Genomic DNA, 24,274 nt, shown 5'->3' with positions numbered 1-24,274 from the left:
TGGAAAAATACTTAATTTTGCAGCATGATGGAGGAAAACAAACGTGTATTGTTGGGTATGAGTGGCGGAACAGACAGTTCTGTCGCTGCAATGCGACTGCTGGAAGCCGGATATGAGGTGACTGGTGTGACCTTTCGTTTTTATGAACTCAATGATTCTACCGAATATTTGGAGGATGCCCGTAGTTTAGCGGAACGCTTGGGAATACAACATATCACTTATGACGTGCGGGAGATATTCCACCAGCAAATTATTGAATATTTTGTTCAGGAATATATGTCGGGGCATACACCTGTCCCCTGTACACTATGTAACAATCTGCTGAAATGGCCATTACTTGCTAAAATTGCCGATGAAATGGGGATTTTTCATATTGCTACCGGACATTATGTTCGTAAGGTTAAGAAGGAAGATACCTATTTTATAACCTATGCTGCCGACTCGGATAAGGATCAGACTTTCTTTTTATGGGGATTAAAACAGGATATCCTTCAGAGAATGTTGTTGCCTATGGGAGATATTACCAAGGTGGAGGCAAGGGCTTTTGCAGCTGAACATGGATTCCGGAAAGTAGCGATGAAAAGGGACAGTATAGGTGTTTGTTTTTGCCCGATGGATTATAGGAGTTTCTTAAAAGAATGGTTAAGAAGAGATGGTAGTCAATCGCAGGCTAGAAAGGATCATTCCCGGTTTCAAAGTTTAAAACGTGGAAAGTTTATCGATGAAAAGGGGAATTTTATTGCATGGCACGAAGGTTATCCTTTTTATACCATTGGACAACGTAGGGGGTTGGGAATTCATCTGAACCGTCCTGTCTTTGTGAAAGAGATTCTTCCGGCAACGAATGAAGTGGTTCTTTCCTCTCTTCAGTCTCTGGAAAAAACAGAAATGTTTTTAAAGGATTGGAATATCGTAAAGGAGGAACGTTTGTTGAACAACCCTGACGTTATTGTGAAAATACGATATCGTAAACAAGAAAACCATTGTACGGTAACCATTACTTCTGATAACTTATTGTATATACGTCTTCACGAACCGCTAACGGCTGTTGCGCCCGGACAAGCTGCTGCATTCTATAAAGATGGATTGTTATTGGGAGGAGGAATCATTGTATCTTCTCGTTGATACCACTATAAAGTTTGTTTTTATTAAATTTATCTGCAACCTACACAAGTTTGCTTATATGTTGTTGATATACAATGTATTGATGGTGTGTAAGATACTGTTGCAGATGTGTGTAAGACCTTTTATCTTGCACTTCATAGTAACCATTTTGTTTCAGCCTATGAAACTAAAAGTTTCAAGTGCTTGAAACCTTTGGTTTCATTAGGCGAAACACTTAGTTTCAAGCCATGAAACAAATAGTTCCAATAGTTGAAACCTTTAGTTTCAAGGCTTGAAACTGAAAGTATCATCTATTGGAACTTACTTTAACTGTGAATATTAGTAGTGGTTTGTCTTAATAAGCACAGTGACTCTTATGATATATCTTGTTATTAGTTGCTATTCGTTGTTGAGAAGTAACATTTGCTCGATATATTCTCGTGTATTACTTAACCGGGGCACTTTGTGCTGTCCACCCAATTTCCCTTTTTGTGCCAACCAATCATGAAACAGTCCCGGACGAGCCGTGATTACCTCTAAAGGTTGCAAAGCAATATCTTTCCAGCGTTTTGCCTCATAGTCAGAGTTTACTTCTTTCAATGTTGCATCCAAAACAGCAGCGAATTTTTCTACCGAATCGGGCATTTTAGCAAATTCAATCAACCATTGATGACGACATTTAGCATTCTCATCCATAAAAACCGGTGCTGCTGAATATTCGCTTACTTGCGCTCCTGTTGCAGCACAAGCCTTCGCTAACCCTTTTTCAGCATTATCAACGATCAATTCTTCTCCAAAAGCGTTGATAAAATGTTTAGTTCGTCCTGTGATGATAAATTTATATGGATTCTTGCTGGTAAACTTCACTGTATCACCAATCATATATCGCCATAAACCGCAGGAAGTAGAAATAACCAATGCATAATTTTTGTTGAGTTCCACCTCTTCCAGACAATATACACGCGGGTTTTCCTTATCGACGTCTTCCAGTGGAATAAACTCATAGAAAATTCCGTAATCGATCATTAATAGCATAGCCGGATCGGAAAGATCGTTTTGTGTACCGAAATACCCTTCGGAAGCATTGTAAGTTTCTACATAGTGCATTTTCGGTGAGTGAATGACTTGCTTATATTGTTCGCGATAAGGAGTAAAAGATACTCCTCCATGGAAGAACACCTCCAAGTTAGGCCATACCTCTTCTAATGTCTGTTTTCCTGTTTTCTCGAGAATACGTTTAATCAGTACCAGCATCCATGAAGGTACACCCGATAAACTGGTCACATTCACCGGAATTGTACTATTAGCAATCGCTTCAATCTTTGTCTCCCATTCGCTCATCAATGCGATTTTCTTGCTGGGAACACGAATAAAATTAATCAGCGGATTAACATTTTGAATAAGAATAGCCGACAGGTCTCCTACTAAACTATGGTTAGAATTTAAATTTGGGCTGTGACTGCCACCCAAAATCAATCCTTTTCCGGAGAAGAAGTGACTATTCGGGTTGATACGGAAATAAAGTGCGGCAGCATCTTTCCCTCCTCTGTAGTGAATATCCTCCAACGCTTCCTGGCTGACAGGAAGAAACTTACTTTTATCATTGGTTGTTCCGGATGATTTGGCAAACCAACGGATTTCCGAAGGCCAAAGCAGGTTTTGCTCTCCTGCGCGTAAACGTTCTACATACGGTTTGATTTCTTCGTAAGTTTGTATTGGAATACGCTTTCTGAAATCTTCATAACTGCGGATAGAAGAATAATCATATTTTTTTCCCCATTCTGTTTGGGCAGCCTGGGTTACCAGACGGTTCAGCACCCGGTGTTGTATATCACTAGCTTGAGTAGCGTAAAGATCTATTTGTTTTAAACGGGAATCGAAAGTCTTACTTATGATTTTTGTAATATTCATTTCTACTTTAACATATAATGTTTAGTCGTGCAAAAGTAACCTTATTTATCTTTTTTTTCTATCTTTACGACGGAAATAATCGTTAAAATTAACGTGTTTCATATAATTCCCGAATTTTTGACTAAAAAAAACGACAATGAGAATTGGAATCCTGACTTCTGGAGGAGATTGTCCCGGTATAAATGCTACGATCCGTGGCGTTTGCAAAACAGCGATTAATTATTATGGAATGGAAGTAATAGGCATTCATAGCGGTTTCCAAGGACTGCTGACAAAAGATGTGGAGTCTTTTACCGATAAGTCGTTGTCCGGACTGCTCAATCTCGGCGGAACAATGCTGGGCACTTCCCGTGAAAAGCCTTTTAAGAAAGGAGGAGTCGTGTCGGATGTTGATAAACCCGGGCTTATTTTACATAATATCCAGGAAATGGGCTTGGACTGTGTGGTTTGTATCGGAGGAAACGGAACTCAGAAAACAGCAGCTAAGTTTGCAGCTTTGGGCGTAAATATCGTATCTGTGCCCAAAACAATAGACAACGATATCTGGGGAACGGATATTTCTTTTGGATTCGACTCGGCTGTAAGCATTGCTACCGATGCTATCGACCGTCTGCATTCTACCGCAAGTTCGCATAAAAGAGTGATGGTAATTGAGGTGATGGGGCATAAAGCCGGATGGATTGCTTTATATTCGGGTATGGCAGGTGGCGGTGATGTGATTCTGGTGCCTGAAATTCCTTATAATATTAAAACCATCGGAGACACCATTCTGGAAAGATTGAAAAAAGGAAAGCCTTATTCTATTGTTGTGGTGGCGGAAGGTATTCGGACTGACGGACGCAAACGTGCTGCTGAGTTTATCGCTCAGGAAATAGAATATGAGACAGGTATCGAAACTCGTGAAACTGTACTTGGATATATTCAGCGGGGCGGTTCACCTACTCCTTTTGACCGTAATCTTTCTACCCGGATGGGAGGTCATGCTACGGAACTTATTGCTAACGGGCAATTTGGACGTATGGTGTCTTTACAGGGGGACGAGATTTCGTCCGTTCCTCTTGAAGAAGTGGCAGGCAAACTGAAATTAGTTACTGAGGATCACGATCTGGTGATTCAGGGTCGTCGCATGGGGATTTGCTTTGGATAGGCTCTGTCAAAGCTTCTTCCGGTAACTTATCTTTATCTTCAGATTCAGTCGTTTCTGTTTCCAGTATTACTTCTGTTTGTGCTGGCATAATCCGTAGCGATTTAGCTTCATTGACGGACGTAATGAAAGCTGTGTCTTTCACCTTTCTGATGGCCATATGTGCAGCATTCTGCTGAGATTCTTTTTTCGAATATCCTGTTCCTGTTCCTGCAGGAAGTCCTTCAATGCGTATCTCAGTTTGGAAAACAGGATTACAGTCGTGATCGAGGAACTGTTCTATCAACTCAAACGAAACCTCCATTTTATTTTTCTGGCTCCATTCGATGAGCTTCGATTTGAAATTTACTTCTTTGCGTGAGATAATATCCAGATCGATATATCGGTTGATAATTCGTTGCTCCATAAACTGTTTGCAACGTTCATAGCCCTGATCCAAGTAAATGGCACCGATAAATGCTTCAAAAGCATTACCGTACATATAACTGTTGTGTGAAGAAGAACGGGTAGAATATTTGATAAGCTTGTCCAGACCGATTTCTACGGCAAGTTTGTTCAAAGTCTCCCGTTGTACGATTTTAGAACGCGTATTTGTGAGAAAGCCTTCTCTTTTTCCTTCGAAACGTTTATAGACAATATCTCCTACGATGGCGTCGAGGATGGCGTCACCCAAAAACTCCAATCGTTCGTTATTCAAAGGTCTCCCTTTTTCCGAACGGAGAGAAGTCGACTTGTGCAAGAGTGCTTGTTCGTAGAGACGGATATTATGTGGATAGAATCCAAGTATCCGATAAAAACAAAGATAAGACTCTTTATTCTTACGAAACAAGAGTCTTATCTTATCTATTTTGTTACGTAACACGATTTACTCTGCGTATTTCTTGAAGATAACACATGCATTGTGACCGCCAAATCCGAATGTATTGGACAAGGCAACATTAACTTCGCGTTTCTGAGCTTTGTTGAACGTGAAATTAAGGTCATAATCGATGTTCTCGTCGTTGTCACCTTCTTCATGGTTGATAGTCGGAGGAACGATACCGTTCTTGATAGCAAGGATACTTGCAATAGATTCTACCGCACCGGCAGCACCCAGCAAGTGACCTGTCATAGACTTCGTAGAACTGATGTTCAGTTCGTAGGCATGATCACCGAATACTTCTTTAATAGCTATTGCTTCAGAAATATCACCCACCGGAGTAGATGTTCCGTGTACATTAATATAATCCACTTCTTTCGGGTCCATTTCTGCATCTTCCAACGCATTTCTCATTACTAGTTTGGCACCAAGGCCTTCAGGATGAGAAGCTGTCAGGTGATGAGCATCAGCAGACATACCTACACCGGCAATTTCTGCATAGATCTTTGCGCCACGAGCTTTAGCGTGTTCCAGTTCTTCCAAGATCAAGCAACCACCACCTTCGCCCATTATGAAACCGTCGCGGCTTGCACTGAACGGGCGTGAAGCTTTCGTTGCATCGTCATTACGAGTTGATAGAGCGTGCATAGCGTTGAAGCCACCTACACCGGCAGGGAAGATAGCCGCTTCGGAACCACCGGATACAATTACGTTTGCTTTTCCCAGACGAATCAGGTTGAAAGCATCGGCAATGGCATTGGTAGAAGTTGCACATGCTGAACAAGTCGCATAATTAGGACCATGGAAACCATACATAATGGAAATTTGTCCGGCTGCAATATCCGAGATCATCTTTGGGATGAAGAACGGATTGAATTTCGGACCCATTTCCTGACGGGTGTAGTAGTTGCCTACTTCTTCTTCAAATGTATGTATACCACCGATACCGGCGCCAAAAATAACACCGATTCTGTTCAGGTCTTCTTTTTCAGTGTCAAGACCGGAATCTTCAACAGCTTCTTTGGCAACAACAATGGCATACTGCGTATACAGGTCCATCTTTCTTGCCTCTTTGCGGTCGATATATTTCGTCACCTCGAAGTTTTTTACTTCGCATGCGAATTGAGTCTTGAACAGCGACGCATCAAAATGAGTAATAGGTCCTGCTCCACTAACCCCGTTCACAAGGTTTTCCCAGAATTCGGAAACATTATTGCCAACGGGAGTAATGGCGCCAAGACCTGTTACTACCACTCTTTTTAATTCCATATTGATGAAATCGGATGATTACTTAGCGTGTTCTTCGATATAAGATACAGCATCACCTACAGTACCAATTTTTTCAGCTTGGTCATCAGGAATAGAGATACCGAATTCTTTTTCGAATTCCATGATAAGTTCTACAGTGTCAAGAGAATCTGCTCCCAGATCGTTAGTAAAGCTTGCTTCGTTAGTAACTTCGGACTCTTCTACGCCTAATTTATCAACGATAATCCCTTTTACTCTTGATGCAATTTCAGACATAACTTTAAGTTTTTAATTAATAATTAGTTTTATTTCTTTAAATTTGCGGTGCAAAGGAATGAATATTTATCGTTTTGCGCAAATATTTGATTAAATAAATGCAAGATTTTGCACATTTTTCACTGTTTTGTGCATAGAAATCGTGAGTTATGAGGAAAAATATCGCTATTTTCGCTTCCGGTTCCGGCACAAATGCTGAGAATATAATCCGGTATTTCCAGAAAAATGATTCCATTCGGGTATCACTTGTACTTTCCAATAAAAGTGATGCTTATGTTTTGGAGCGTGCATATCGTTTAGGAGTGCCTTGTAGTGTATTTACCAAGGAAGATTGGATAGCCGGAGATGAAATTCTGGCTGTATTGCAGGAAGCGCATATTGATTTTATAGTGCTTGCCGGTTTCCTTGTTCGCGTGCCTGACTTGCTTTTGCATGCTTATCCCAATAAAATCATAAATATACATCCAGCTCTTCTGCCTAAGTTTGGCGGAAAGGGAATGTTTGGCGATCGTGTTCATGAAGCAGTGGTAGCTGCGGGTGAAAAGGAAACTGGTATTACTATACATTATATTAATGAACATTATGATGAAGGAAGTATTATTTTTCAAGCTACTTGCCCTGTGCTGCCGGATGACTCTCCCGAGAGTGTGGCAAAGAAAGTGCACGTTTTGGAATATGAGCATTTTCCTCTTGTGATAGAAAGGCTCTTGTTGGAATAAGTAACTATTTTGAGTTAGAGCTGTGCTGGATTTGTAATGGATTGATTGTCAATTTAATAAAGGAGGATGCTTTTCCTTTAAAAGAAACGAAGTGTTTCTCGGTGTGCAACACTTCGTTTCTCGGTGTGCAACGGGTCGTTGCTTTTAAAGAAACGTTTCCAATATTTATAGAGTAAGAAACGTTTGTAAGTAAAATGGATTGAAAATTAAGGCGTAATACTAATAGTGTAAGCTTTTTCTTCTCTTCTTAAAGGATAATCACCTCGTAAAGTCTCAAATTGTTCCGGTTGTTTTTTTAGCCGTTGACTGTCTTCAACTGGATTATAGATTTGAAGTAAGGCGTCCTCATGAGTCTTTGCATATATGTTTGAAGTAACAGGTGCCGGCGGAGTGATCACATAATCGGCTTCGATATGAAAGAATCTGCCTATTGAATCTAGGGACATCCTTGTTGCATTCGCTTTTCCATCTGCCGAATAACCTGCAATATGCGGGGTACCTATTAATACTTTATCTAATAATTCCCGATTAATTTCCGGTTCATGTTCCCATACATCAATGACTGCATCCGAGATAGAATGATCTTTCAGAGCTTTTAATAGCGCATTCGTTTCTATAACTTCCCCACGGGATGTATTTATGATAACAGGTTTCCGTTTTAGCAAACGGAAAAATGTATCATCAGCCAAATGAAATGTTTTATACTTACCTTCTTTATATAAAGGTACATGGAAAGTGATAATGTCAGATTCCTCAGCGATCTTTTGTAGAGAAGTAAAAGAGGTGCTTTCTTCTTTTTCTTCCCTTGGCAGATCATTGAGCAGGACCCGCATACCGAAATCTTTGGCTACTTTGGCTACTTTACTTCCTACATTTCCTACTCCTACGATGCCGATAGTCAGGTCGCTTAGCTTTTTATGCAGTCGAGATTGTACGATCAGGAGAGCCGATTGTATATATTGTGCTACTGAAGCAGAATTACATCCCGGTGCATTGGTCCATTCAATGCCCGCCTGTTTGCAAAATGCGGTATCGATATGGTCGAATCCAATTGTTGCTGTTGCGATAAATTTAACCTGACTACCTTCTAGTAGCTCTCGGTTGCAATGTGTGCGGGTACGAATGATAAGAGCGTCGGCGTCTCTTACAAGTTCCGGAGTGAAGTCTTTTCCCGGTACGTAAATCACTTTATCTGCTATTTTCTCAACAGCTTCTTTTATATAAGGAATCTTGTTGTCTACAATAATTTTCATATACAATTGGGCTTTTAGTTAAGCAAAGGTAGGAAATAAAAAAGTAAGAAACGGTTGCTCGTCTGAAAAATATTACATAGCTTTGTCCTATTATATACCTATTAGTATCTTAAGATTATGACATTTAGTAACCTTTGCAATGATATTTTTTGGAAATCGACTAACGATTATCATGTGACAGATAGTGTGGATGCTCCGATGAACAATCCTTACGAATTGAAGTCTATCGAATATTATTTATATTTGAAGAACTGGATTGATGCGGTACAATGGCATTTTGAAGATATTATTCGTGATCCTCAAATTGATCCGGTAGAAGCTTTGGCACTGAAACGGCGGATTGATAAATCTAATCAGGACCGTACGGATCTGGTAGAGTTGATCGATAGCTATTTCTTGGACAGATATAAAGGTATAACACCTCTGGAGAATGCCACAATCAACACAGAAAGTCCTGCGTGGGCAATTGACCGTCTTTCTATTCTTGCATTGAAAATTTATCACATGCAACAAGAAGTGGAACGTACTGACACTACGGAAGAACATCGTGCGCAATGTCGTACTAAATTAAATATTCTTCTTGAACAGAAGAAAGATCTTTCTTCTGCTATCGACCAGCTGCTGGGAGATATTGAGGGCGGAAGAAAATATATGAAAGTATATAAACAGATGAAGATGTATAACGACCCGGCATTGAACCCGGTGCTTTATGCTAAGAAATAACGAATGGCGCATATTCTGATTATCCGTTTTTCTGCTCTTGGTGATGTGGCAATGACCATTCCGGTGATTCATTCGCTAGCCACACAGTACCCACAACACAAAATAACTGTGTTGAGTCGTGCGGTATGGCAACCTCTTTTTGAAGGATTACCGTCGAATGTCAGTTTTGTTGGTGCCGATTTGACCGGTAAACATAAAGGAATATGGGGATTAAATTCACTTTATTCTCAATTGAAAAGGTTGCATATTGATTATGTGGCGGATTTTCATCATGTATTGCGTTCCAAGTATTTGTGTTTAAGATTTCGGTTGGCTAATATTCCTGTTGCTTCTATTAGGAAGGGGAGGGCAGGAAAGAGAAAATTGGTTCGCCGTCATCATAAAGTTTTAGAGAATCAAAAGAGTTCTTTCCGTCGGTATGCTGATGTATTGGAGGAATTAGGCTTTCCGGTATTGTTGAATTTCTCTTCCATCTATGGAGAGGGTAAGGGTGATTTCTCGGAAATTGAACCGGTTACAGGACCAAAAGGAAATCATAAATGGATTGGCATTGCTCCTTTTGCCAAACATCTTGGAAAGATCTATCCGATTGAGTTGCAGGAACAGGTGGTTGCCCATTTTGCAGCCAACCCGGATGTTCAGGTATTCTTGTTCGGAGGTGGCAAGAATGAGCAGGAAATTTTTGATTCATGGACAGCCAAATATCCTTCTGTGGTTTCTATGATCGGTAAATTGAATATGCGTACGGAATTAAATCTGATGAGTCATCTGGACGTAATGCTTTCAATGGATTCGGCTAATATGCATTTGGCTTCGTTGGTAAATATCCCAGTTGTTTCTATTTGGGGAGCTACCCATCCGTATGCCGGATTTATGGGCTGGAAACAGTTGCCTGTCAACACAGTGCAGCTTGATTTGTCTTGCCGCCCTTGCTCTGTATATGGTCAGAAACCATGTTGGCGAGGTGATTATGCTTGTCTGAGGGAGATAAAACCGGAACAAGTGATTGCTAAGATTGAAGGAATCATTCACTAGAAAAAATACCCCCAATATATTGAATGAGATGAAGAATAAACTTTTATATAAATTGCGTAGTGGGAAGAATCCCAAAATCATTTATTATTCAGTAAATGTATTCAGGCTTATTATACCTAAATGTTTTTTTCGAATACGTTTGCAACGAAAGTTAGATTCTTTATCTCGCCGGAATGACAAAGAGTATATTGAGCAACGTGTCAACTATTATAATAAGTTGTTTGGTGAGGTGAAATTACCAGCTTCCGCCCTTCAGCTTTCGGAGCATAAGATGAGTAAGCAGAAAGTGTATTTTTTTGATACTTATCAATATACACGATGGTTTAACGATTCTTTCCAGTGGGGATTTTGGCCGGGAGATGTTACTTATGTGCCGGAATATCCTTCTATTGTGAAAAGTCGTCCATTGATAGATAATAATGAAAACTCCGTAGTTATGAAGCTCGATAAGGTCCGTCATTTTATTTTTGTCAATGATAGAAAATCTTTTACGGAGAAGAAAAATATGGTTATCTTCCGTGGAAAAGTGAAAGGTAAACCTTCACGTAAACTATTTATGGAGATGTATTTCAGCCATCCGATGTGCGATCTCGGAGATGTGAGCCAGAATACAAAGGATCCTGTGGAGTGGCGAACGGAGAAAAAGACAATAAATGAGCATTTAGATTATAAGTTCATAATGGCTCTTGAAGGGATAGATGTAGCCAGTAATCTGAAGTGGATAATGTCATCCAATTCGATTGCTGTAATGCCCAGACCTACTTGTGAGACATGGTTTATGGAAGGTACTCTTATTCCTGATTATCATTATATTGAAATAAAACCGGACTTTTCGGATTTGGAGGGGCGGTTAAACTACTATATAGAGCATGTAGATAAATCATTAGAGATTATAAAACATGCACATGAATTTGTAGAACAATTCAAAGATAAAAAAAGAGAAAATTTGATATCATTGCTTGTATTAGATAAATATTTTAGAGTTACAGGACAAAAGGAAAGAAATTGAGAGATGAAGAAAAGTATGACAACTCTTGTTTTTGCATAAGATGAAAATAATGATTAACCCCAAATACGAATATTTGCGCGAGTTTGTGGAACGTATTCCTAAAGATTTTGAAACAATTGAAACGGTAATTCACTCTGGGCGGAACTTGATAAAGATGATAACTGTGGATGGGCTGGACATTAACATAAAACGTTATGCCATACCTCCTCTTATAAATAGAATCGCTTATTCTTTTTTTCGACTTTCGAAAGGAAAGAGGGCATTCGTATATCCGGAGAAGTTATTAGAGAAAGGGGTTGAAACACCTTATCCTATTGCTTATATTGAAGAGAAAAAGATGGGATTGATTGGTTATTCATATTTTTTGAGTGTACAATCACCTTACAGATATAACTTTTGTAAATTTGGTAATGTTGATGTGAAGAGCTGTGAAGAGGTTGTCAGTGCTTTTGCTAAGTTTACAGCGCGGTTGCACGAAATCGGAGTGTTGCATTTGGATTATTCGCCTGGGAATATTTTGTATGATAAGTTGGAGGATGGTTATCATTTTTCATTAGTAGATATCAATAGAATGCATTTTGGAGAGATAGATATGAAGTCGGGATGTGCTAATTTTGCCCGTTTGTGGGGACAGACTCCTTTTTTTGTTTTATTGGCACAGGAATATGCTCGTGCTCGGGGAATGGATGAGAAAGAGTGTGTACGTTTGGTACTTCAATATAGGAAAAAATTCTGGGATAGATATCGTCGTAGACATCAAGTTTGGTTTGAATTGGATATATAATGGCTAAAGAAGGGGTATGATGATAGTAACTTTTGAAAATAATGTTATTTGCCCGGACGAAAATGTGCGGGATTATTTACTGGCTTGTCATGTAGGACTAAAGGAAGTGCAGGACGGGATAGATACCCTATGCTTAATCCGTTTACATAAAGAGGAAGGTGTGGAAGGTGCCGAACAGGTAGATTTGATGGGATGGAAAGAACTTTCCAGGGAACTTTACTGGGCTTCCGGACCTATGGATTGTAACTATTCTATTATCTATTTTACTCGGAAACAGACTTCTTTACAGATTTCGATCGTTTTATCTACTTGTAATCAAGTAGCTTGGTTGGAAAAGGTATTGTGGGGGTATGAAGCTCAAGATACTAAAAACTTTGAGTTAATTATTGCTGATGATGGTTCCCGGAAAGAAACTTATGATATGTTGCAGAAGGTAACTCCGCAACTATCGTTTCTGGTGAAACATGTATGGCATGAAGACAAAGGTTTTCGCAAATGTGATATTTTAAATAAAGGGATATTAGCAGCACAAACAGATTATTTGTTGTTTAGTGATGGCGATTGCATCCCACGTAGGGATTTTGTATCGACTCATCTAAAACTTCGTCGTAAAGGGCGATTTTTGTCAGGAGGATACCATAAGCTTAGTATGGACCTATCAAAAGATCTTTCGAAGGACGATATCTTGTCCGGACGTTGTTTCAATTTGCAATGGATGAGGGAAAAGGGTATGCCTGCTTCTTTCAAGAACAATAAGCTGACAGCAACAGGATTCAAAAGATGGGCGTTAAATACGTTTACTCCGACTAAAGCTAGTTGGAACGGACATAATGCTTCCGGTTGGCTGAGTGATATTCTATCTGTAAATGGCTTTGATGAACGTATGCAATATGGAGGCCAGGACCGTGAGTTTGGTGAACGTCTGGAGAATTATGGTGTGCATGGAATGCAAATTCGTTATTCTACCGTATGCCTTCATCTGGATCATGCCAGAGGATATAAGACTCAGGATTCTATCCGGAAGAACCGGAATATAAGAAAGCATACGCGTGACACAAATGTGCAATGGTCTTCGTATGGAATCGTAAAGGATGATTTGGCTGGTAAAACAGTGAAAGTGAATAGCTGGTATGATCAATATGCCCGAGAGGAAGAAAAATTAGCTTTTTATAAACAAAAGGGAGGGCTTTACCGTCATTTGTTTTCGTTACTTTGTCGCCGAAGAAGAGCTTGCCTTATAAATAAAATAATTAGGAATTATCAGCAAATGGAGGAGGCACCGGTTTTAATGAATCATTCAGGAGTTATTGTCTCTCTAACAACATATCCTCCCCGAATTCCTCAACTTCATTTAATGTTAAAATCTATTTTGTGGCAGACTTATCCGCCGGAAAAGATAATAGTGTGGTTGTCTGAGGAAGAATTTCCGGGTAAACTTGATGATATGCCGGCGGAACTTAGAGATCTGGCTGCTAATGGGGTTACTTTCCGCTTTGTTTCTGGTAACTTTCGTTCTCATAAGAAGTACTATTATGTTTTTAGAGAATATCCGGATGCAAATGTGATAACTGTAGATGATGATTTGATTTATCCGCGAGACACTATTGCCAGATTATTGGCTTTATCTTATCAATATCCACATACGGTTTGTGGAAACATAATAAGGAAGATTCAAACTGAAGGAAATTTATTTTCAGCTTATAAAAAATGGACTAAAATAAATGTTATGCCTGTAAGTAGTTCCTATCAGAATGTAGCTATTGGCTGTGGAGGAGTCTATTATCCTCCCTATTGGTACGGAGATTCACTTTTTGACAGTAAACTTTTTAGAGAATATTGTCCTTCTGCCGATGATTTGTGGTTGAAAGCAAATGAGTTGAAGGAGCATATAAAAGTAACGGGTGGTGGAGGATTTTATCCCCGTCCGATAGAGTTACCCAGTACTCAGCATTATAGTCTACAAAAACAGAACAATGGAAAAGTAAATCTTAATGATAGACAATGGAGTTCCCTGAATGAACTTTGGAAACTAGACGAACTATACCTGAAAATGGGTGAATGAAAGATAAGTGCTTCTTAACAGGGTGCTTATGCTTTGGGGAGATTTGCATGTAATGTGAATTTTATTTAAATATGGAAGTGGGTTTGCAGTAATTCCTTTTATAAAGCATTCTATATAGAAGGGGTTGTAGTAAAATGTAAAAGGTGACAATTTGAAAAATATGAATACTAATATCTCTGGACCATTAATAAGTCTGATAGTACCTGTTTACAATGTTAAGGACTATTTGAGGACTTGTTTGCAATCTATTGTAGAGCAGACCTATAGCAACCTTGAGATTATCTTAGTTGATGATGGCTCTGACGATGGATCATCCGGTATTTGTGAAGAATACGCACGTACAGATCATCGTGTTAAGGTGATATACTTATCCCATAGTGGAGTAAGTGCGGCTCGTAATGCGGGTTTGGAAGCCGCTACAGGAGAACTATTGGGATTTGTGGACAGTGATGATTTTATTGATCTTGACATGTACGAATATCTGTATAAACTTTTAGTAGAGTATGATGCAGATGTTTCAGCTTGTACCTATCTTTTAGAACAAGAAGGGAGACCTTCTAAAATAATAAACAATACGGGGGAATTACACATTTTCTCAAGAAAAGAGATTATGCATGCTTTGGTGAAGAATGACATGGTAAAGAACTACCTGTGGGCAAAACTGTTTAAGCGGAGTTTGTTTGACCATCTTTCATTCCCTGTTGGTCGCGTTTATGAGGATGTTGCTGTATTATACAGGGTTTTTTATAGTTCTCAGAAAGTGGTATTGAGTTGCGTTTCCAAATATCACTATATGATTCACAAAAATGAGAGTATTACTCGTGGGGGGTATGATCCGATGAAAGAGTATCATTATTTCTTGAGTCTTTATGAGCAAGATAAGTTTATTCAAAATGCAGAACTTGGAGATGAATCTTCAGTCAGTGTTTTAAAAAGAGGAATACATTTAATCAATCACACCTTATTATGTTCTCCGTCACCTGCATTTGAAGATATTATTGAGGAAACAATGATAAAGATGCACGAGTATAATCATATTACTACGTGTCAGTTGGGAATCACAATGTCAATAAAGCGGTACTTCTTATGTCGCCATTTCAAGTTTTATCGTAATTTATATCGGGCATATCGTGCTATTTTTAAAAGAAAGCATAAATTGTTGATTGATTGATAAGTATGAAGTTCTCAATTATTGTGCCTGCTTATAATGCAGAGAAATATCTGCCTAGATGCTTGGATTCATTGTTGTGCCAGGATTTGCCAGCGGAGGAGTATGAAATTGTAGTAGTGAATGATGGTTCTGTTGATAAGACGACAGAATTATTGGATGCATATTCTCAAAAAGCTCCTAATATTAAAAGTTTCACGACGGAAAATCGTGGGGTAAGTGAAGCGCGTAATTATGGATGTACCCAATCTGTTGGTAAGTATTTTGTATTTGTGGACGCAGATGATTGGATAAAGCCCAATACATTGTCACTATTATATGATAGGATGGAAGAGGATTGGCTGGATTTGCTGGTTACGGATTATCGTTTTTGGAACTCGCATGGTGAGCTACCAAAAGCCCTCCACTTTTCAGATAAGTGTAAACAGGGGATGGATGTGTGCGTAGGTACTGAATTTATGCAAAGGTGTCTGCCGCCTGTTGTCTGGGGTATTGTATATCGTTCGACCTTCTGGAAAGAACATGATTTTCATTTTCTGCCTATTCGTCACGAAGATGAGGAACTGGTTCCACGCGTATTTTATTTTGCTTCAAGAGTTGCTTTTCTGCCTATAGATTTTTATAACTATTATCAGAATCAAGATTCATTTATGATGAATTATGATGAGCATTCTTGTATTTATATGCTTCGAGCGATGGAGAGCCTTGAGAATTTCAGATTGAAATATGTGAAAGAGGACAAAATGAATATTTTCTTTCAGAATCTGATTGCACGAAATTTATTAAAAGCATTGAAACGTAGCATACAGTGGAGTGCACCGATAACTATTCAGCTTGAGATGGTTTCTGAAATGAAAAAGAAAGGATTGACTCCCCTGCCTAAAGGAAAGTCTTTTTTCTATACCTGTTTGTATTTTCTTTCTCCTACGCTGTTTATTTGGTATTATCGTATAAAGTTGAAAAAGGTCTGAGAATGTGGTTTTCAGATATTCTCGATAACCTTTTTCAGTCTGTTCATAATAACATCCCAGTTGTAATTTTTAGCTATATAGGTAACTCCTTTTTTACTCATCTCATCCCTTAATGCGTCAGAAAAGTCAAGCTTCTGGAGTTGTTTGATGAAATTATGTTGGTTAGTGTAGTAAAGTGCTGCATGGTTACTTTTTAGGCAGTGTTCTTTTAAAACATTACAATTCCCATTGACTAACATAGCCTTTTTTAGTGTCATAGCTTCTAATAAGATGAGAGATAAACTTTCACATTGTGAGGGATTAATCACGATCTTGGCATGTTGTATAATAGCAATCTTTTCTCCTTCCTCTACAAAATTTGTATAAATAATATCCGGATGGATGAATGGTTCACTGTATTGCTTGCCAACAAGTACGAACTTTAACTTAGATGTAGGATTCTTTTTTTTATATTCCATGAAATAACTGAATATGTTATTCAGTTTTCCTTGATCCACCCTTCCTACGTATAGCAGGTACTCATTGGGGAGATTGTATTTTTGTTTAGTTATCTCCCAGTCGGTAGGGGTAGCAATTTCTATTCCCACACTAATGATATTGTGTGGTGACATATGCATACCAAATATCCGTTCCGCTAGTTTCTGTTCAGCGGTTGTGTTGAATCCTATGTATGCAGCCTTTGTAAAAGCCTTTGTCAGAATGGATCGAAAAGCTACTTTATGATAATGCATTGTCGGAATGATGATTGTTTTTTCCGGTGCATATAAAGTAGTATAATATACATGAGGATAATCTAAAGTAATGGGAATAATTGCCTTATAGTTATCTTTATTTTTTTTGATATAGTCAAAAAGGGTGGAAGAATAGAAAACTTGGCTATTCAACAGCTTTAGTTCTTCTTTCTCTTTATAATGCCAAATGGGGCAGAAAAAAGAAATAGGTGCCAGAAGACGACATTTGTATAGGAACTTTCTTAATTTGTAAGCTGGCTTAGCTTCTTTTTTATAGCATTCTTCCAATTCAGGATGAATAGGATCAGCTTTGAACCTTTTTACATGAACATTATTGATAGTTTCTTCTTCTTTAGCTTCAATGTTCCCTCCGGTTCTGTAGTTTTCGACACAGGTGGTTAGAACTTCAACATCATAATCATCGACTAGTCTTTCGGCTAGCATTCTGCAGTGATATTCTGCACCTCCGTTAATGTTTAATCCGTATCGTGCTACGACGAACGCTATTTTCTCTTTGGTCATATTGAAATTTATAAGCTTTCCGACAAAGATACGACTATTAATTAAAAGTTGAAAACTTAAAATATGGTTTTTATTTGTCAATAATTGATCGGTCTGCAGGAAAAGATGTATATTTGTAATTTTATAAATTGTCAGACCTAAACTGCATGGAAGGAAAATCTTTAGTAAGTGTAATTGTACCTGTACATAATACTGCCGCATATCTTCGTAAGTGTGTGGACTCAATATGTAATCAGTCTTTGAAGGAGATTGAAATAATATTGGTTGATAATTTGTCAACAGACGGTTCTGCTGAAATATGCGATAATTATCTTAAGACCGATTCTCGTGTAAAAGTATTGCATCTTCAGGAGGCTAATGCTTCCGTTGCGCGTAATGCCGGCATCGAAATAGCTTCTTCTCCATATATCGGATTTATAGATAGTGATGATTATATTGAGCCCAATATGTATGAAGAATTACTTGCAGCAATTCGCTTGTATGAAGTGGATGCTGTGTATTCCAATTTTTGTATAGAGCATACCGATGGTCGTACGGAACTGTTTGAACCTAATAGTGGAGTAGCTTATAAGAGGTCTTCACGAGATGTGGTATATGAAATGATGTGTGATCGGTTAAATAGTTCATGTTGTACCAAACTATTTAACAAAACACTCTTTGATTCTTTAAAATTTCCGACTCATAATGTATATGAAGATCGGTTTGTGTTACATCGATGGATATTGGCTTGTGGTGAAATCGTGTGGATTGATAAAGCTTTTTATCATTATGTAGAAAGAAATAATAGTATATGCCATGTTATTTCTCCCTCACGTCGGCATCATTTCTTTTTGGCTCAATTTTACCGACTAGAGTTTATAGGTAATTGCCAGTTGTTCAATGCTGAGGAATTGTATCAAATGCGGAATTATCTTGTGAGAAGTTGTTTGTCTACTTTTAAGGAGATGAGAGAATTTCTCAATGATAGCGATGCGCAAATGTTTATTGCTGATATGAGACAGCATTTTAAGAAATTACTTGTTTTGTCTAAAAACGAACTGGATGTTAAGTGCTATAAGCGTCTGAGAAAAATAGTTCATTTTTGGTCACTCTATTACCTGATTCATTTTAAAATGAAAAAGAAAATAATGTCTCGTCACTAATCTGTGATGCAGAAGAGATGTAGATATATTCTTAATTTTATAAAGAGAAGGAATAGCTGATAAATTGTAACTTGAAAATACAGTTGTTGAAGATGAAGAAACTAATGTTTATAATGGAAAGCTTAGCAGGGGGAGGGGCTGAGAGGGCCTTAGTTGAATTACTCAATAGCTTTGATTATACTAAATACTCGGTAACGCTATGTGTCATTTTTGGGAGTGGAGTTTATATGACTAAAATTCCTCCACAAATACAACTAATCAATATTTTTACTGATAAGGATTCTGCTTTTCAGGTTTCGCTAAAGAAAAGAGCATTAAAGTATTATAGAAAACGTGGTAGTACATGGTTGATGAAATACTTAATAGGGACAAAAATTAGAAACAAGAAGTATGATGTGATAATATCTTTTATGGAGGGTTACCCGGTGATTTTCCATAGTTTAATTTGTAAATGGTCGTCAAAGAATATCAGTTGGATACATTGTGATCTGAGTACTTATCATTGGACGAAGAACTTTTTTCGCGATTTAAAATATGAACGACAATGTTATGAAAAAATGGATGAACTTGTATTTGTATCTTCAAATGCGATGAAAGCTTTTGAATGTCTATATGATATTTCAATTCCCAAAGAATGTATTTATAATGTTGTTGATGTTGAAAGGATACGTGAACTTGCAGAAGAGTTTAATATTACTTATGATCGCTTGACAATTACCCTAATAGGCAGTTTGTATAAAGTGAAAGGCTATGATCGGGTTATTCGAGTTGCAAAAATGCTTAAGGATGATGGCTATTCATTTAGATTTCAAATCCTGGGCAATGGAGAGGAGCTAGAAGCATTGACTCAATTGAAGAATGAGATGGGGGTACAAGAGGAAGTTTCTTTTTTGAGTTTTCAAAAGAATCCCTATCCTTATTTAAAGCAATCAGATATATTTGTGAGTAGTTCTTTGTCTGAAGGGTTATCCTTGGTGATTTGCGAGGCATTGGCTTTGGGTGTACCCGTGGTTGCGACGAAGACTGCTGGTTCTATGGAATTGTTAGATAATGGAAATTATGGCATATTAGCGGAACAGGATGATGATTCTCTTTATGAGGCGATAAAGAAATTAATTGATGATAGTGAATTGAGAGATTATTATCGTGGAAAAGCCAGGTCGCGAATAAAGTTATTTGAAGTGGAGCAAACAATGCAAAAGGTTTATAACATAATTGATTAAAAATAAGATTATGCCTAAAATATCTGTTATTGTGGTGGTGCATAATGCGGTTTTAACTATAGAAAAGTGCCTCGATAGTGTCTTGACGCAATCCTTTGAAGATTTCGAGTTGCTAATTATAGATGATGGTAGTACAGATGGAACCGAAGTAGTCTGTGACAGGTATGCTCAGATAGATAAGCGTATAATGGTTTATCATCGAGAAAACTTGGGTGTAAGTGCATCTAGAGAGTTTGGGGTTCAGATGGCTAAAGGAGAATACTCTATTCATGCAGATAGTGATGATTGGATGGAGAAAGGGATGTTGGAGGCACTTTATTCTGAAGCATTGTCTTCAAAAGCGGATATTGTAATATGTGATTTTTATGTAGATGGTGAATCTTCAGTTTATACCAAACAAAAACCTTCTTTGGTAAATCATATTTCTATAATTCGTGATATATTATTAGGAAAAATGATAGGAAGTACATGGAATAAATTGATAAAGCATCATTTGTACCATAAATTCGATATTCACTTCCCGGAGAATATTAATTACTGTGAAGATGCATATACGATGATAAATATTTTGTTGAATACAAATTCTGTTGCATATTTGCCAGAAGCTTACTATCATTATGTAATGAATCCCAATTCAATTACTCATAAATTGACGAAAGAAGTGTTTTATCAAAGAGAAAGATTCGTTTATGGGTTGAAAAAACTACTTGTAAACAAGAAATTTCATAAAGCAATAGCTTTGAATTGTGTGTTTGTTAGAGCAGATGCATATTATAGTAGGTTATTTACTTCAAGAGAGTTACGTCAATTATTACCTTATAAGAGGTTTGCAGTCTTTAAATCTCACAGAAAATTTCGAGTAAAAATATTACTTCTGTTAGCATCGTATGGATTCGTCCCTTTGGCTAATCTATTGGAGCGCGAATACGACCGACCTTGGTAGTTTATGTTACTGTATATTGAGACATACTGTTTTTAAGACTGAAGAAAAATTGTTGTAAATTAATAATTGTTGAGATGTTATGAAAGAAGAGCCTTTAGTGAGCATTATAATACCAGTTCATAATACGGTTTCGTATTTGCATAAATGTGTGGAATCTATCCGTAACCAAACTTTGAAGCAAATTGAAATTATATTAGTTGATAATTTGTCAGTAGATGGTTCATCTGACCTTTGTGATGAATATGCGTTGATTGATTCTCGAATTAAAGTTCTTCATCTTCCAATTGCAGGTTTATCTATAGCTCGTAATGCCGGTATGCAAGTAGCTACTGCTCCTTATATTGGCTTTATTGATAGTGATGATTATATAGATTCCGTCATGTTTCAAGAAATGTTGGATGCACTTTTGCAGAATGATGTGAATATCGCATACTGTAACTTTTTGCTCGAATATGAGTCTAAACCTTCTGAGTCTCCCTATCAGAATTCCGGTGCTGTTTTTATCCGTACCTCTAAAGAGGTTTTGAAAGATATGTTCTTGGAGAAAGTAAGTTGTTCGGCATGTACTCGACTTTATAAAAGAGATTTTCTTGCATCTTTAAAATTTCCAGAGGGGAAAAATTATGAAGATAGACTTGTGATGTATGAATGGACAGCTATTTGTGAGAATATCGTTTGGGTGGATAAACCATTCTATCATTATGTAGAGCGACAGACAAGTATCTGTCATACAAAGTCTCCTATGAACCTCTATCATTATTTTTTGGCAGAATATACTCGTGTACAATTCATGGTTAAGCATTCAATTTTTGAAGGGAAAGAACTATATGAAATTAGGTCTAAAATTATAGGAACTTGTCTCTTGATTTTTAAAGAGATAATGTTGATGGTGAAAATACAAGATTTTAAAGATCCTGTTAAAGATATGAGGTTGAAAATTAAAGAAATAGCTGCATTGCCAAGTGGAGCTATTGAGTCAAAGTATCATAGAAGAGCCAGAAAAATAACTCGCTTTTGGATCTTTTATTATTTGACCCATTATCGTAGCAGTAGATAATGTTATAAGCTATTTTTTCTATTATAGTTGGAGAAGTAGATGTTCACTGATTATCCATGTTTCTCCGTTTGTAGCTTTTCGAGCTGGCGTATTATTTTGTATGATCTACGGAAAAAGAGCTTACTTAGTATTTTAATGCTGAGTGATGGATAGAGCATATATAAAAAAGAAAATTTTATGGATAACGGGATTGTTTTCGAATGTATTTGTTTTTTTAGGAACTTATTATAACTTTCTGTATAGACAGAAGGATTTTCGAGTAAATGCAGATTTTTCTGGAAAGTAGCAATACGAAGTATAATATCTTTATACTCATTTTTTTTTGTTATGGTAGGCAAATACTCTTCAAAAATACACATCCAGGATTGAAAACTTCTGTCTTTGAATTTTGAATTCATAATAGAGCTTTCATTGATGTAATAATAATAAGTTGGGATATTACAAAAAGCTATGGAACGAATCAATTTGTGTGCAAAATACTTCCAATGCTCATCTTCATGTATGATACCTTCTTTAAACCAAAGCTTATGTTCCAATATGAAACTCCTTTTAATTAACTTGTTCCATGCTGTTGGTGGAATAAATGTGAGCATATTGCTTCTTATCCATACGGTATCTGTTGTATATTCGGGAAATTTATATTGAGAAATTTCTAACCACTCAAAACGCTTATCTGTTACTACTATGTTTCCCTGTACAATATCTACATCATTGTATTTACATACTAGTTCTGCTAGCTCTGAAATACAATTAGGAGTAATTTGATCATCGCTATCTAAAAAGTATAAATAATCTCCAGTTGCATGTTGGATGCCCGTATTTCTTGCAACTGACAATCCTTTGTTTTGGATATGATGGACGAGTTGTATATGGATGGGACCACCATATCTTTTTATAATTTGCTGAACTATTTCTATACTGTTATCTGGAGTACAGTCATTTATCAGAATGCACTCCAATGCTCCCGAGTAATTTTGTGTCAATACAGAATTTAGGCATCGTTCAATATATTGTGAAACATTGTACACAGGTATTATTATGGAAATTTTCATAAAAAAATATTAGTTGTGTGGCAAAGATATAAATACTTTTATATAAGTGATTACAAATTGTATGAAATTATATTGAGCTTATAATGAGAACTGTTTATGCAAATGAGGGACGTTTTTATTTCTGCAATTATTATGTATAAATGATATTAAACAAATTGAAATAGAATGTGACTAATATATTATTTATGTAATTTTATCGTGATAATTGTAATGATCTATAAGAGATGAGATATAAGGATAAAATAAAAGAGTTGAGAAATGTCATAAATAATCGATTAATTCCTTTTATTGATAATGATTATATATACTTAGATTTGCCTTATCATTCAAATTTGGGAGATACTTTGATATGGGAGGGTACCCTTCGTTTTTTAGAGCAATTGCCATATAAATGTGTATATTCCACAAATATTGATTATTACTCTAAACCTGTAATTTCAAAAGATACTATTATTATTTTGCATGGTGGTGGAAATTGGGGAGATCTATGGCCAGCTCATCATCAATTTAGGAAAAAAGTAATAGAGGACTTTCCTGAAAATCGAGTCATTGTATTTCCACAGAGTGTATATTATCAGGAGCAAAAGAATTTATTGGAAGATGCTAGTTTTTATAATGCTCATCCTAACGTCATTATCTGTCTTCGCGATTATAAATCTTATGAGATTTTGAACAAGCATTTTCCTAATAAGCTTCTTTTGGTTCCAGATATGGCTTTTTTTGTAGATATTTCTAGATATAGAAGAACAGTTGAAACAAATAAAATATTATTTGCAAAAAGGGCTGATAAAGAATTGAGCGAAGAACTGGAACTTAATATTATTCCAAGTCGAGCAGAAATCCATGACTGGCCTACATTAGATATTTGCCCTAAATATTATAAAAGATTGGAAAAGTTACATAGATGTACAGAGAAGGTAGATCATCTTTTCTCCGTTCAAATAACTTATAAAGTGATTGATTTTTATTGGAAAAATATTATTCGCCCTCATAATGTGAAAACGGCTATACAATTTCTATGTGATTATTCTGTTGTGTATTCGACTCGATTGCATGTGTCGATACTATCTATCTTACTTGAGAAAAAATCGTGTGTCTTGGATAATAATTATGCGAAAACAATGAATTTTTTGGATACATGGTTTACGAAAGAGGAAGTGGGCTTTTTCTTTAATAGACCCTCGGATAAGGGGGTATGATTTTAAAGTTTTTGATATAGTAACTTTTAGAGGGATAAGTTATTTGCCTAAACGCTTTTTTATAGTTGGTATTATTAATATTTTCAGGCTATTATAGTCATTCAATGATCTTTAAAATTTTAGATAGATGTATTGCATA

Annotated in this window: 22 protein-coding genes; 15 read left to right on the top strand and 7 right to left on the bottom strand. The window is 37.0% G+C overall.

Going from position 1 to position 24,274, the window contains the following annotated elements:
• Positions 1–24: 24 nt before the first annotated feature.
• Positions 25–1,125: a tRNA 2-thiouridine(34) synthase MnmA gene (mnmA, locus tag CZ225_RS00690; RefSeq protein WP_077152620.1), complete on the top strand. Its 1,101-nt coding sequence runs from the start codon at positions 25–27 to the stop codon at positions 1,123–1,125.
• A 378-nt stretch (positions 1,126–1,503) separates the two neighbouring features.
• Here mnmA and CZ225_RS00685 read toward each other — a convergent pair whose 3' ends face one another.
• Positions 1,504–3,015: a GH3 auxin-responsive promoter family protein gene (locus CZ225_RS00685; protein ID WP_077152619.1), complete on the bottom strand. Its 1,512-nt coding sequence runs from the start codon at positions 3,013–3,015 to the stop codon at positions 1,504–1,506.
• Positions 3,016–3,151: 136 nt separating this feature from the next.
• Here CZ225_RS00685 and CZ225_RS00680 point away from each other — a divergent pair, with 136 nt between their 5' ends.
• A complete protein-coding gene (locus CZ225_RS00680; RefSeq protein ID WP_077152618.1) occupies positions 3,152–4,162 on the top strand; it encodes an ATP-dependent 6-phosphofructokinase in 1,011 nt (336 codons plus the stop codon).
• Here CZ225_RS00680 and rnc read toward each other — a convergent pair.
• From rnc to CZ225_RS00665, 3 genes are read right to left on the bottom strand one after another with little or no spacing between them, the layout of a single operon-like run.
• On the bottom strand, positions 4,104–5,021 hold the full coding sequence (rnc, locus tag CZ225_RS00675) for a ribonuclease III (protein ID WP_077152617.1): 918 nt from the start codon (positions 5,019–5,021) through the stop codon (positions 4,104–4,106). The two genes, CZ225_RS00680 and rnc, sit on opposite strands and share 59 nt — an antisense overlap.
• A 3-nt stretch (positions 5,022–5,024) precedes the next feature.
• Positions 5,025–6,287, bottom strand: a complete 1,263-nt coding sequence (fabF, locus tag CZ225_RS00670) for a beta-ketoacyl-ACP synthase II (protein ID WP_077152616.1) — start codon at positions 6,285–6,287, stop codon at positions 5,025–5,027.
• Positions 6,288–6,305: 18 nt separating this feature from the next.
• Positions 6,306–6,542: an acyl carrier protein gene (locus tag CZ225_RS00665; protein ID WP_025074670.1), complete on the bottom strand. Its 237-nt coding sequence runs from the start codon at positions 6,540–6,542 to the stop codon at positions 6,306–6,308.
• 149 nt (positions 6,543–6,691) lie between these two features.
• Between CZ225_RS00665 and purN the strand changes: the two genes are divergently transcribed.
• Positions 6,692–7,261, top strand: coding sequence for a phosphoribosylglycinamide formyltransferase (gene purN / locus CZ225_RS00660; RefSeq protein ID WP_077152615.1), 570 nt, complete (start codon positions 6,692–6,694; stop codon positions 7,259–7,261).
• 206 nt (positions 7,262–7,467) lie between these two features.
• Here the strand turns inward: purN and pdxB are convergent, their stop codons facing one another.
• Positions 7,468–8,514 carry a 4-phosphoerythronate dehydrogenase PdxB gene (gene pdxB / locus CZ225_RS00655; RefSeq protein ID WP_077152614.1) on the bottom strand — a complete coding sequence of 349 codons (1,047 nt, stop codon included), beginning with the start codon at positions 8,512–8,514 and terminating at the stop codon, positions 7,468–7,470.
• Positions 8,515–8,631: 117 nt separating this feature from the next.
• Here pdxB and CZ225_RS00650 point away from each other — a divergent pair, with 117 nt between their 5' ends.
• The 7 genes from CZ225_RS00650 (at position 8,632) to CZ225_RS00620 (ending at position 16,266) form a co-directional block, all read left to right on the top strand.
• Positions 8,632–9,237: a DUF4254 domain-containing protein gene (locus CZ225_RS00650; protein WP_077152613.1), complete on the top strand. Its 606-nt coding sequence runs from the start codon at positions 8,632–8,634 to the stop codon at positions 9,235–9,237.
• Between the two features lie 3 nt (positions 9,238–9,240).
• The gene (locus CZ225_RS00645; RefSeq protein WP_077152612.1) at positions 9,241–10,272 is read left to right on the top strand and encodes a glycosyltransferase family 9 protein; all 1,032 of its coding nucleotides are present in this window, start codon (positions 9,241–9,243) and stop codon (positions 10,270–10,272) included.
• Positions 10,273–10,300: 28 nt separating this feature from the next.
• The gene (locus CZ225_RS00640; RefSeq protein WP_077152611.1) at positions 10,301–11,281 is read left to right on the top strand and encodes a glycosyl transferase family 90; all 981 of its coding nucleotides are present in this window, start codon (positions 10,301–10,303) and stop codon (positions 11,279–11,281) included.
• Positions 11,282–11,321: 40 nt separating this feature from the next.
• On the top strand, positions 11,322–12,065 hold the full coding sequence (locus CZ225_RS00635) for a lipopolysaccharide kinase InaA family protein (RefSeq protein WP_077152610.1): 744 nt from the start codon (positions 11,322–11,324) through the stop codon (positions 12,063–12,065).
• 16 nt (positions 12,066–12,081) lie between these two features.
• Positions 12,082–14,127, top strand: coding sequence for a glycosyltransferase family 2 protein (locus CZ225_RS00630; protein WP_234982967.1), 2,046 nt, complete (start codon positions 12,082–12,084; stop codon positions 14,125–14,127).
• Positions 14,128–14,287: 160 nt separating this feature from the next.
• A complete protein-coding gene (locus tag CZ225_RS00625; protein WP_077152608.1) occupies positions 14,288–15,298 on the top strand; it encodes a glycosyltransferase family 2 protein in 1,011 nt (336 codons plus the stop codon).
• 5 nt (positions 15,299–15,303) lie between these two features.
• Positions 15,304–16,266 (top strand): glycosyltransferase, encoded by a 963-nt coding sequence (locus tag CZ225_RS00620; RefSeq protein ID WP_083714533.1) that lies wholly within the window; start codon positions 15,304–15,306, stop codon positions 16,264–16,266.
• A gap of 11 nt (positions 16,267–16,277) precedes the next feature.
• Here the strand turns inward: CZ225_RS00620 and CZ225_RS00615 are convergent, their stop codons facing one another.
• Entirely contained in the window at positions 16,278–17,519 is a 1,242-nt protein-coding gene (locus CZ225_RS00615) for a glycosyltransferase family 4 protein (protein WP_077155626.1), read from the bottom strand.
• Positions 17,520–17,665: 146 nt separating this feature from the next.
• Here CZ225_RS00615 and CZ225_RS00610 point away from each other — a divergent pair, with 146 nt between their 5' ends.
• The 4 genes from CZ225_RS00610 to CZ225_RS00595 all read left to right on the top strand — a co-directional run bounded on the left by CZ225_RS00610 (position 17,666) and on the right by CZ225_RS00595 (position 21,884).
• Entirely contained in the window at positions 17,666–18,661 is a 996-nt protein-coding gene (locus tag CZ225_RS00610) for a glycosyltransferase family 2 protein (RefSeq protein ID WP_077152607.1), read from the top strand.
• Positions 18,662–18,753: 92 nt separating this feature from the next.
• Entirely contained in the window at positions 18,754–19,884 is a 1,131-nt protein-coding gene (locus CZ225_RS00605; RefSeq protein ID WP_083714532.1) for a glycosyltransferase, read from the top strand.
• A gap of 10 nt (positions 19,885–19,894) precedes the next feature.
• Positions 19,895–20,827: a glycosyltransferase family 2 protein gene (locus CZ225_RS00600; protein WP_077152606.1), complete on the top strand. Its 933-nt coding sequence runs from the start codon at positions 19,895–19,897 to the stop codon at positions 20,825–20,827.
• Positions 20,828–20,906: 79 nt separating this feature from the next.
• Positions 20,907–21,884: a glycosyltransferase family 2 protein gene (locus tag CZ225_RS00595; protein WP_077152605.1), complete on the top strand. Its 978-nt coding sequence runs from the start codon at positions 20,907–20,909 to the stop codon at positions 21,882–21,884.
• Between the two features lie 50 nt (positions 21,885–21,934).
• On the opposite strand, the gene CZ225_RS00590 is transcribed toward CZ225_RS00595, so the two are convergent.
• On the bottom strand, positions 21,935–22,936 hold the full coding sequence (locus CZ225_RS00590) for a glycosyltransferase family 2 protein (protein ID WP_077152604.1): 1,002 nt from the start codon (positions 22,934–22,936) through the stop codon (positions 21,935–21,937).
• 224 nt (positions 22,937–23,160) lie between these two features.
• On the opposite strand from CZ225_RS00590, the gene CZ225_RS00585 reads away from it, so the two are divergent.
• Positions 23,161–24,135: a polysaccharide pyruvyl transferase family protein gene (locus CZ225_RS00585; RefSeq protein ID WP_077152603.1), complete on the top strand. Its 975-nt coding sequence runs from the start codon at positions 23,161–23,163 to the stop codon at positions 24,133–24,135.
• Positions 24,136–24,274 lie beyond the last annotated feature (139 nt).

The sequence above is a fragment of the Bacteroides bouchesdurhonensis genome (assembly GCF_900155865.1).
In the GTDB taxonomy this organism is placed as follows: Bacteria; Bacteroidota; Bacteroidia; order Bacteroidales; family Bacteroidaceae; genus Bacteroides; species Bacteroides bouchesdurhonensis.
The sequence above is the reverse complement of the archived record's forward strand: the minus strand, read 5'-3'. Positions and strand labels throughout refer to the sequence as shown.

Bases quoted from the DNA above. Each gene is read 5' to 3' on its own strand.
- mnmA (WP_077152620.1), top strand. From the start codon at position 25: ATGATGGAGGAAAACAAACGTGTATTGTTGGGTATGAGTGGCGGAACA.
- CZ225_RS00685 (WP_077152619.1), bottom strand. From the start codon at position 3,015: ATGAATATTACAAAAATCATAAGTAAGACTTTCGATTCCCGTTTAAAA.
- CZ225_RS00680 (WP_077152618.1), top strand. From the start codon at position 3,152: ATGAGAATTGGAATCCTGACTTCTGGAGGAGATTGTCCCGGTATAAAT.
- fabF (WP_077152616.1), bottom strand. From the start codon at position 6,287: ATGGAATTAAAAAGAGTGGTAGTAACAGGTCTTGGCGCCATTACTCCC.
- CZ225_RS00665 (WP_025074670.1), bottom strand. From the start codon at position 6,542: ATGTCTGAAATTGCATCAAGAGTAAAAGGGATTATCGTTGATAAATTA.
- purN (WP_077152615.1), top strand. From the start codon at position 6,692: ATGAGGAAAAATATCGCTATTTTCGCTTCCGGTTCCGGCACAAATGCT.
- pdxB (WP_077152614.1), bottom strand. From the start codon at position 8,514: ATGAAAATTATTGTAGACAACAAGATTCCTTATATAAAAGAAGCTGTT.
- CZ225_RS00650 (WP_077152613.1), top strand. From the start codon at position 8,632: ATGACATTTAGTAACCTTTGCAATGATATTTTTTGGAAATCGACTAAC.
- CZ225_RS00645 (WP_077152612.1), top strand. From the start codon at position 9,241: ATGGCGCATATTCTGATTATCCGTTTTTCTGCTCTTGGTGATGTGGCA.
- CZ225_RS00640 (WP_077152611.1), top strand. From the start codon at position 10,301: ATGAAGAATAAACTTTTATATAAATTGCGTAGTGGGAAGAATCCCAAA.
- CZ225_RS00635 (WP_077152610.1), top strand. From the start codon at position 11,322: ATGAAAATAATGATTAACCCCAAATACGAATATTTGCGCGAGTTTGTG.
- CZ225_RS00630 (WP_234982967.1), top strand. From the start codon at position 12,082: ATGATGATAGTAACTTTTGAAAATAATGTTATTTGCCCGGACGAAAAT.
- CZ225_RS00625 (WP_077152608.1), top strand. From the start codon at position 14,288: ATGAATACTAATATCTCTGGACCATTAATAAGTCTGATAGTACCTGTT.
- CZ225_RS00620 (WP_083714533.1), top strand. From the start codon at position 15,304: ATGAAGTTCTCAATTATTGTGCCTGCTTATAATGCAGAGAAATATCTG.
- CZ225_RS00615 (WP_077155626.1), bottom strand. From the start codon at position 17,519: ATGACCAAAGAGAAAATAGCGTTCGTCGTAGCACGATACGGATTAAAC.
- CZ225_RS00610 (WP_077152607.1), top strand. From the start codon at position 17,666: ATGGAAGGAAAATCTTTAGTAAGTGTAATTGTACCTGTACATAATACT.
- CZ225_RS00605 (WP_083714532.1), top strand. From the start codon at position 18,754: ATGAAGAAACTAATGTTTATAATGGAAAGCTTAGCAGGGGGAGGGGCT.
- CZ225_RS00600 (WP_077152606.1), top strand. From the start codon at position 19,895: ATGCCTAAAATATCTGTTATTGTGGTGGTGCATAATGCGGTTTTAACT.
- CZ225_RS00595 (WP_077152605.1), top strand. From the start codon at position 20,907: ATGAAAGAAGAGCCTTTAGTGAGCATTATAATACCAGTTCATAATACG.
- CZ225_RS00590 (WP_077152604.1), bottom strand. From the start codon at position 22,936: ATGAAAATTTCCATAATAATACCTGTGTACAATGTTTCACAATATATT.
- CZ225_RS00585 (WP_077152603.1), top strand. From the start codon at position 23,161: ATGAGATATAAGGATAAAATAAAAGAGTTGAGAAATGTCATAAATAAT.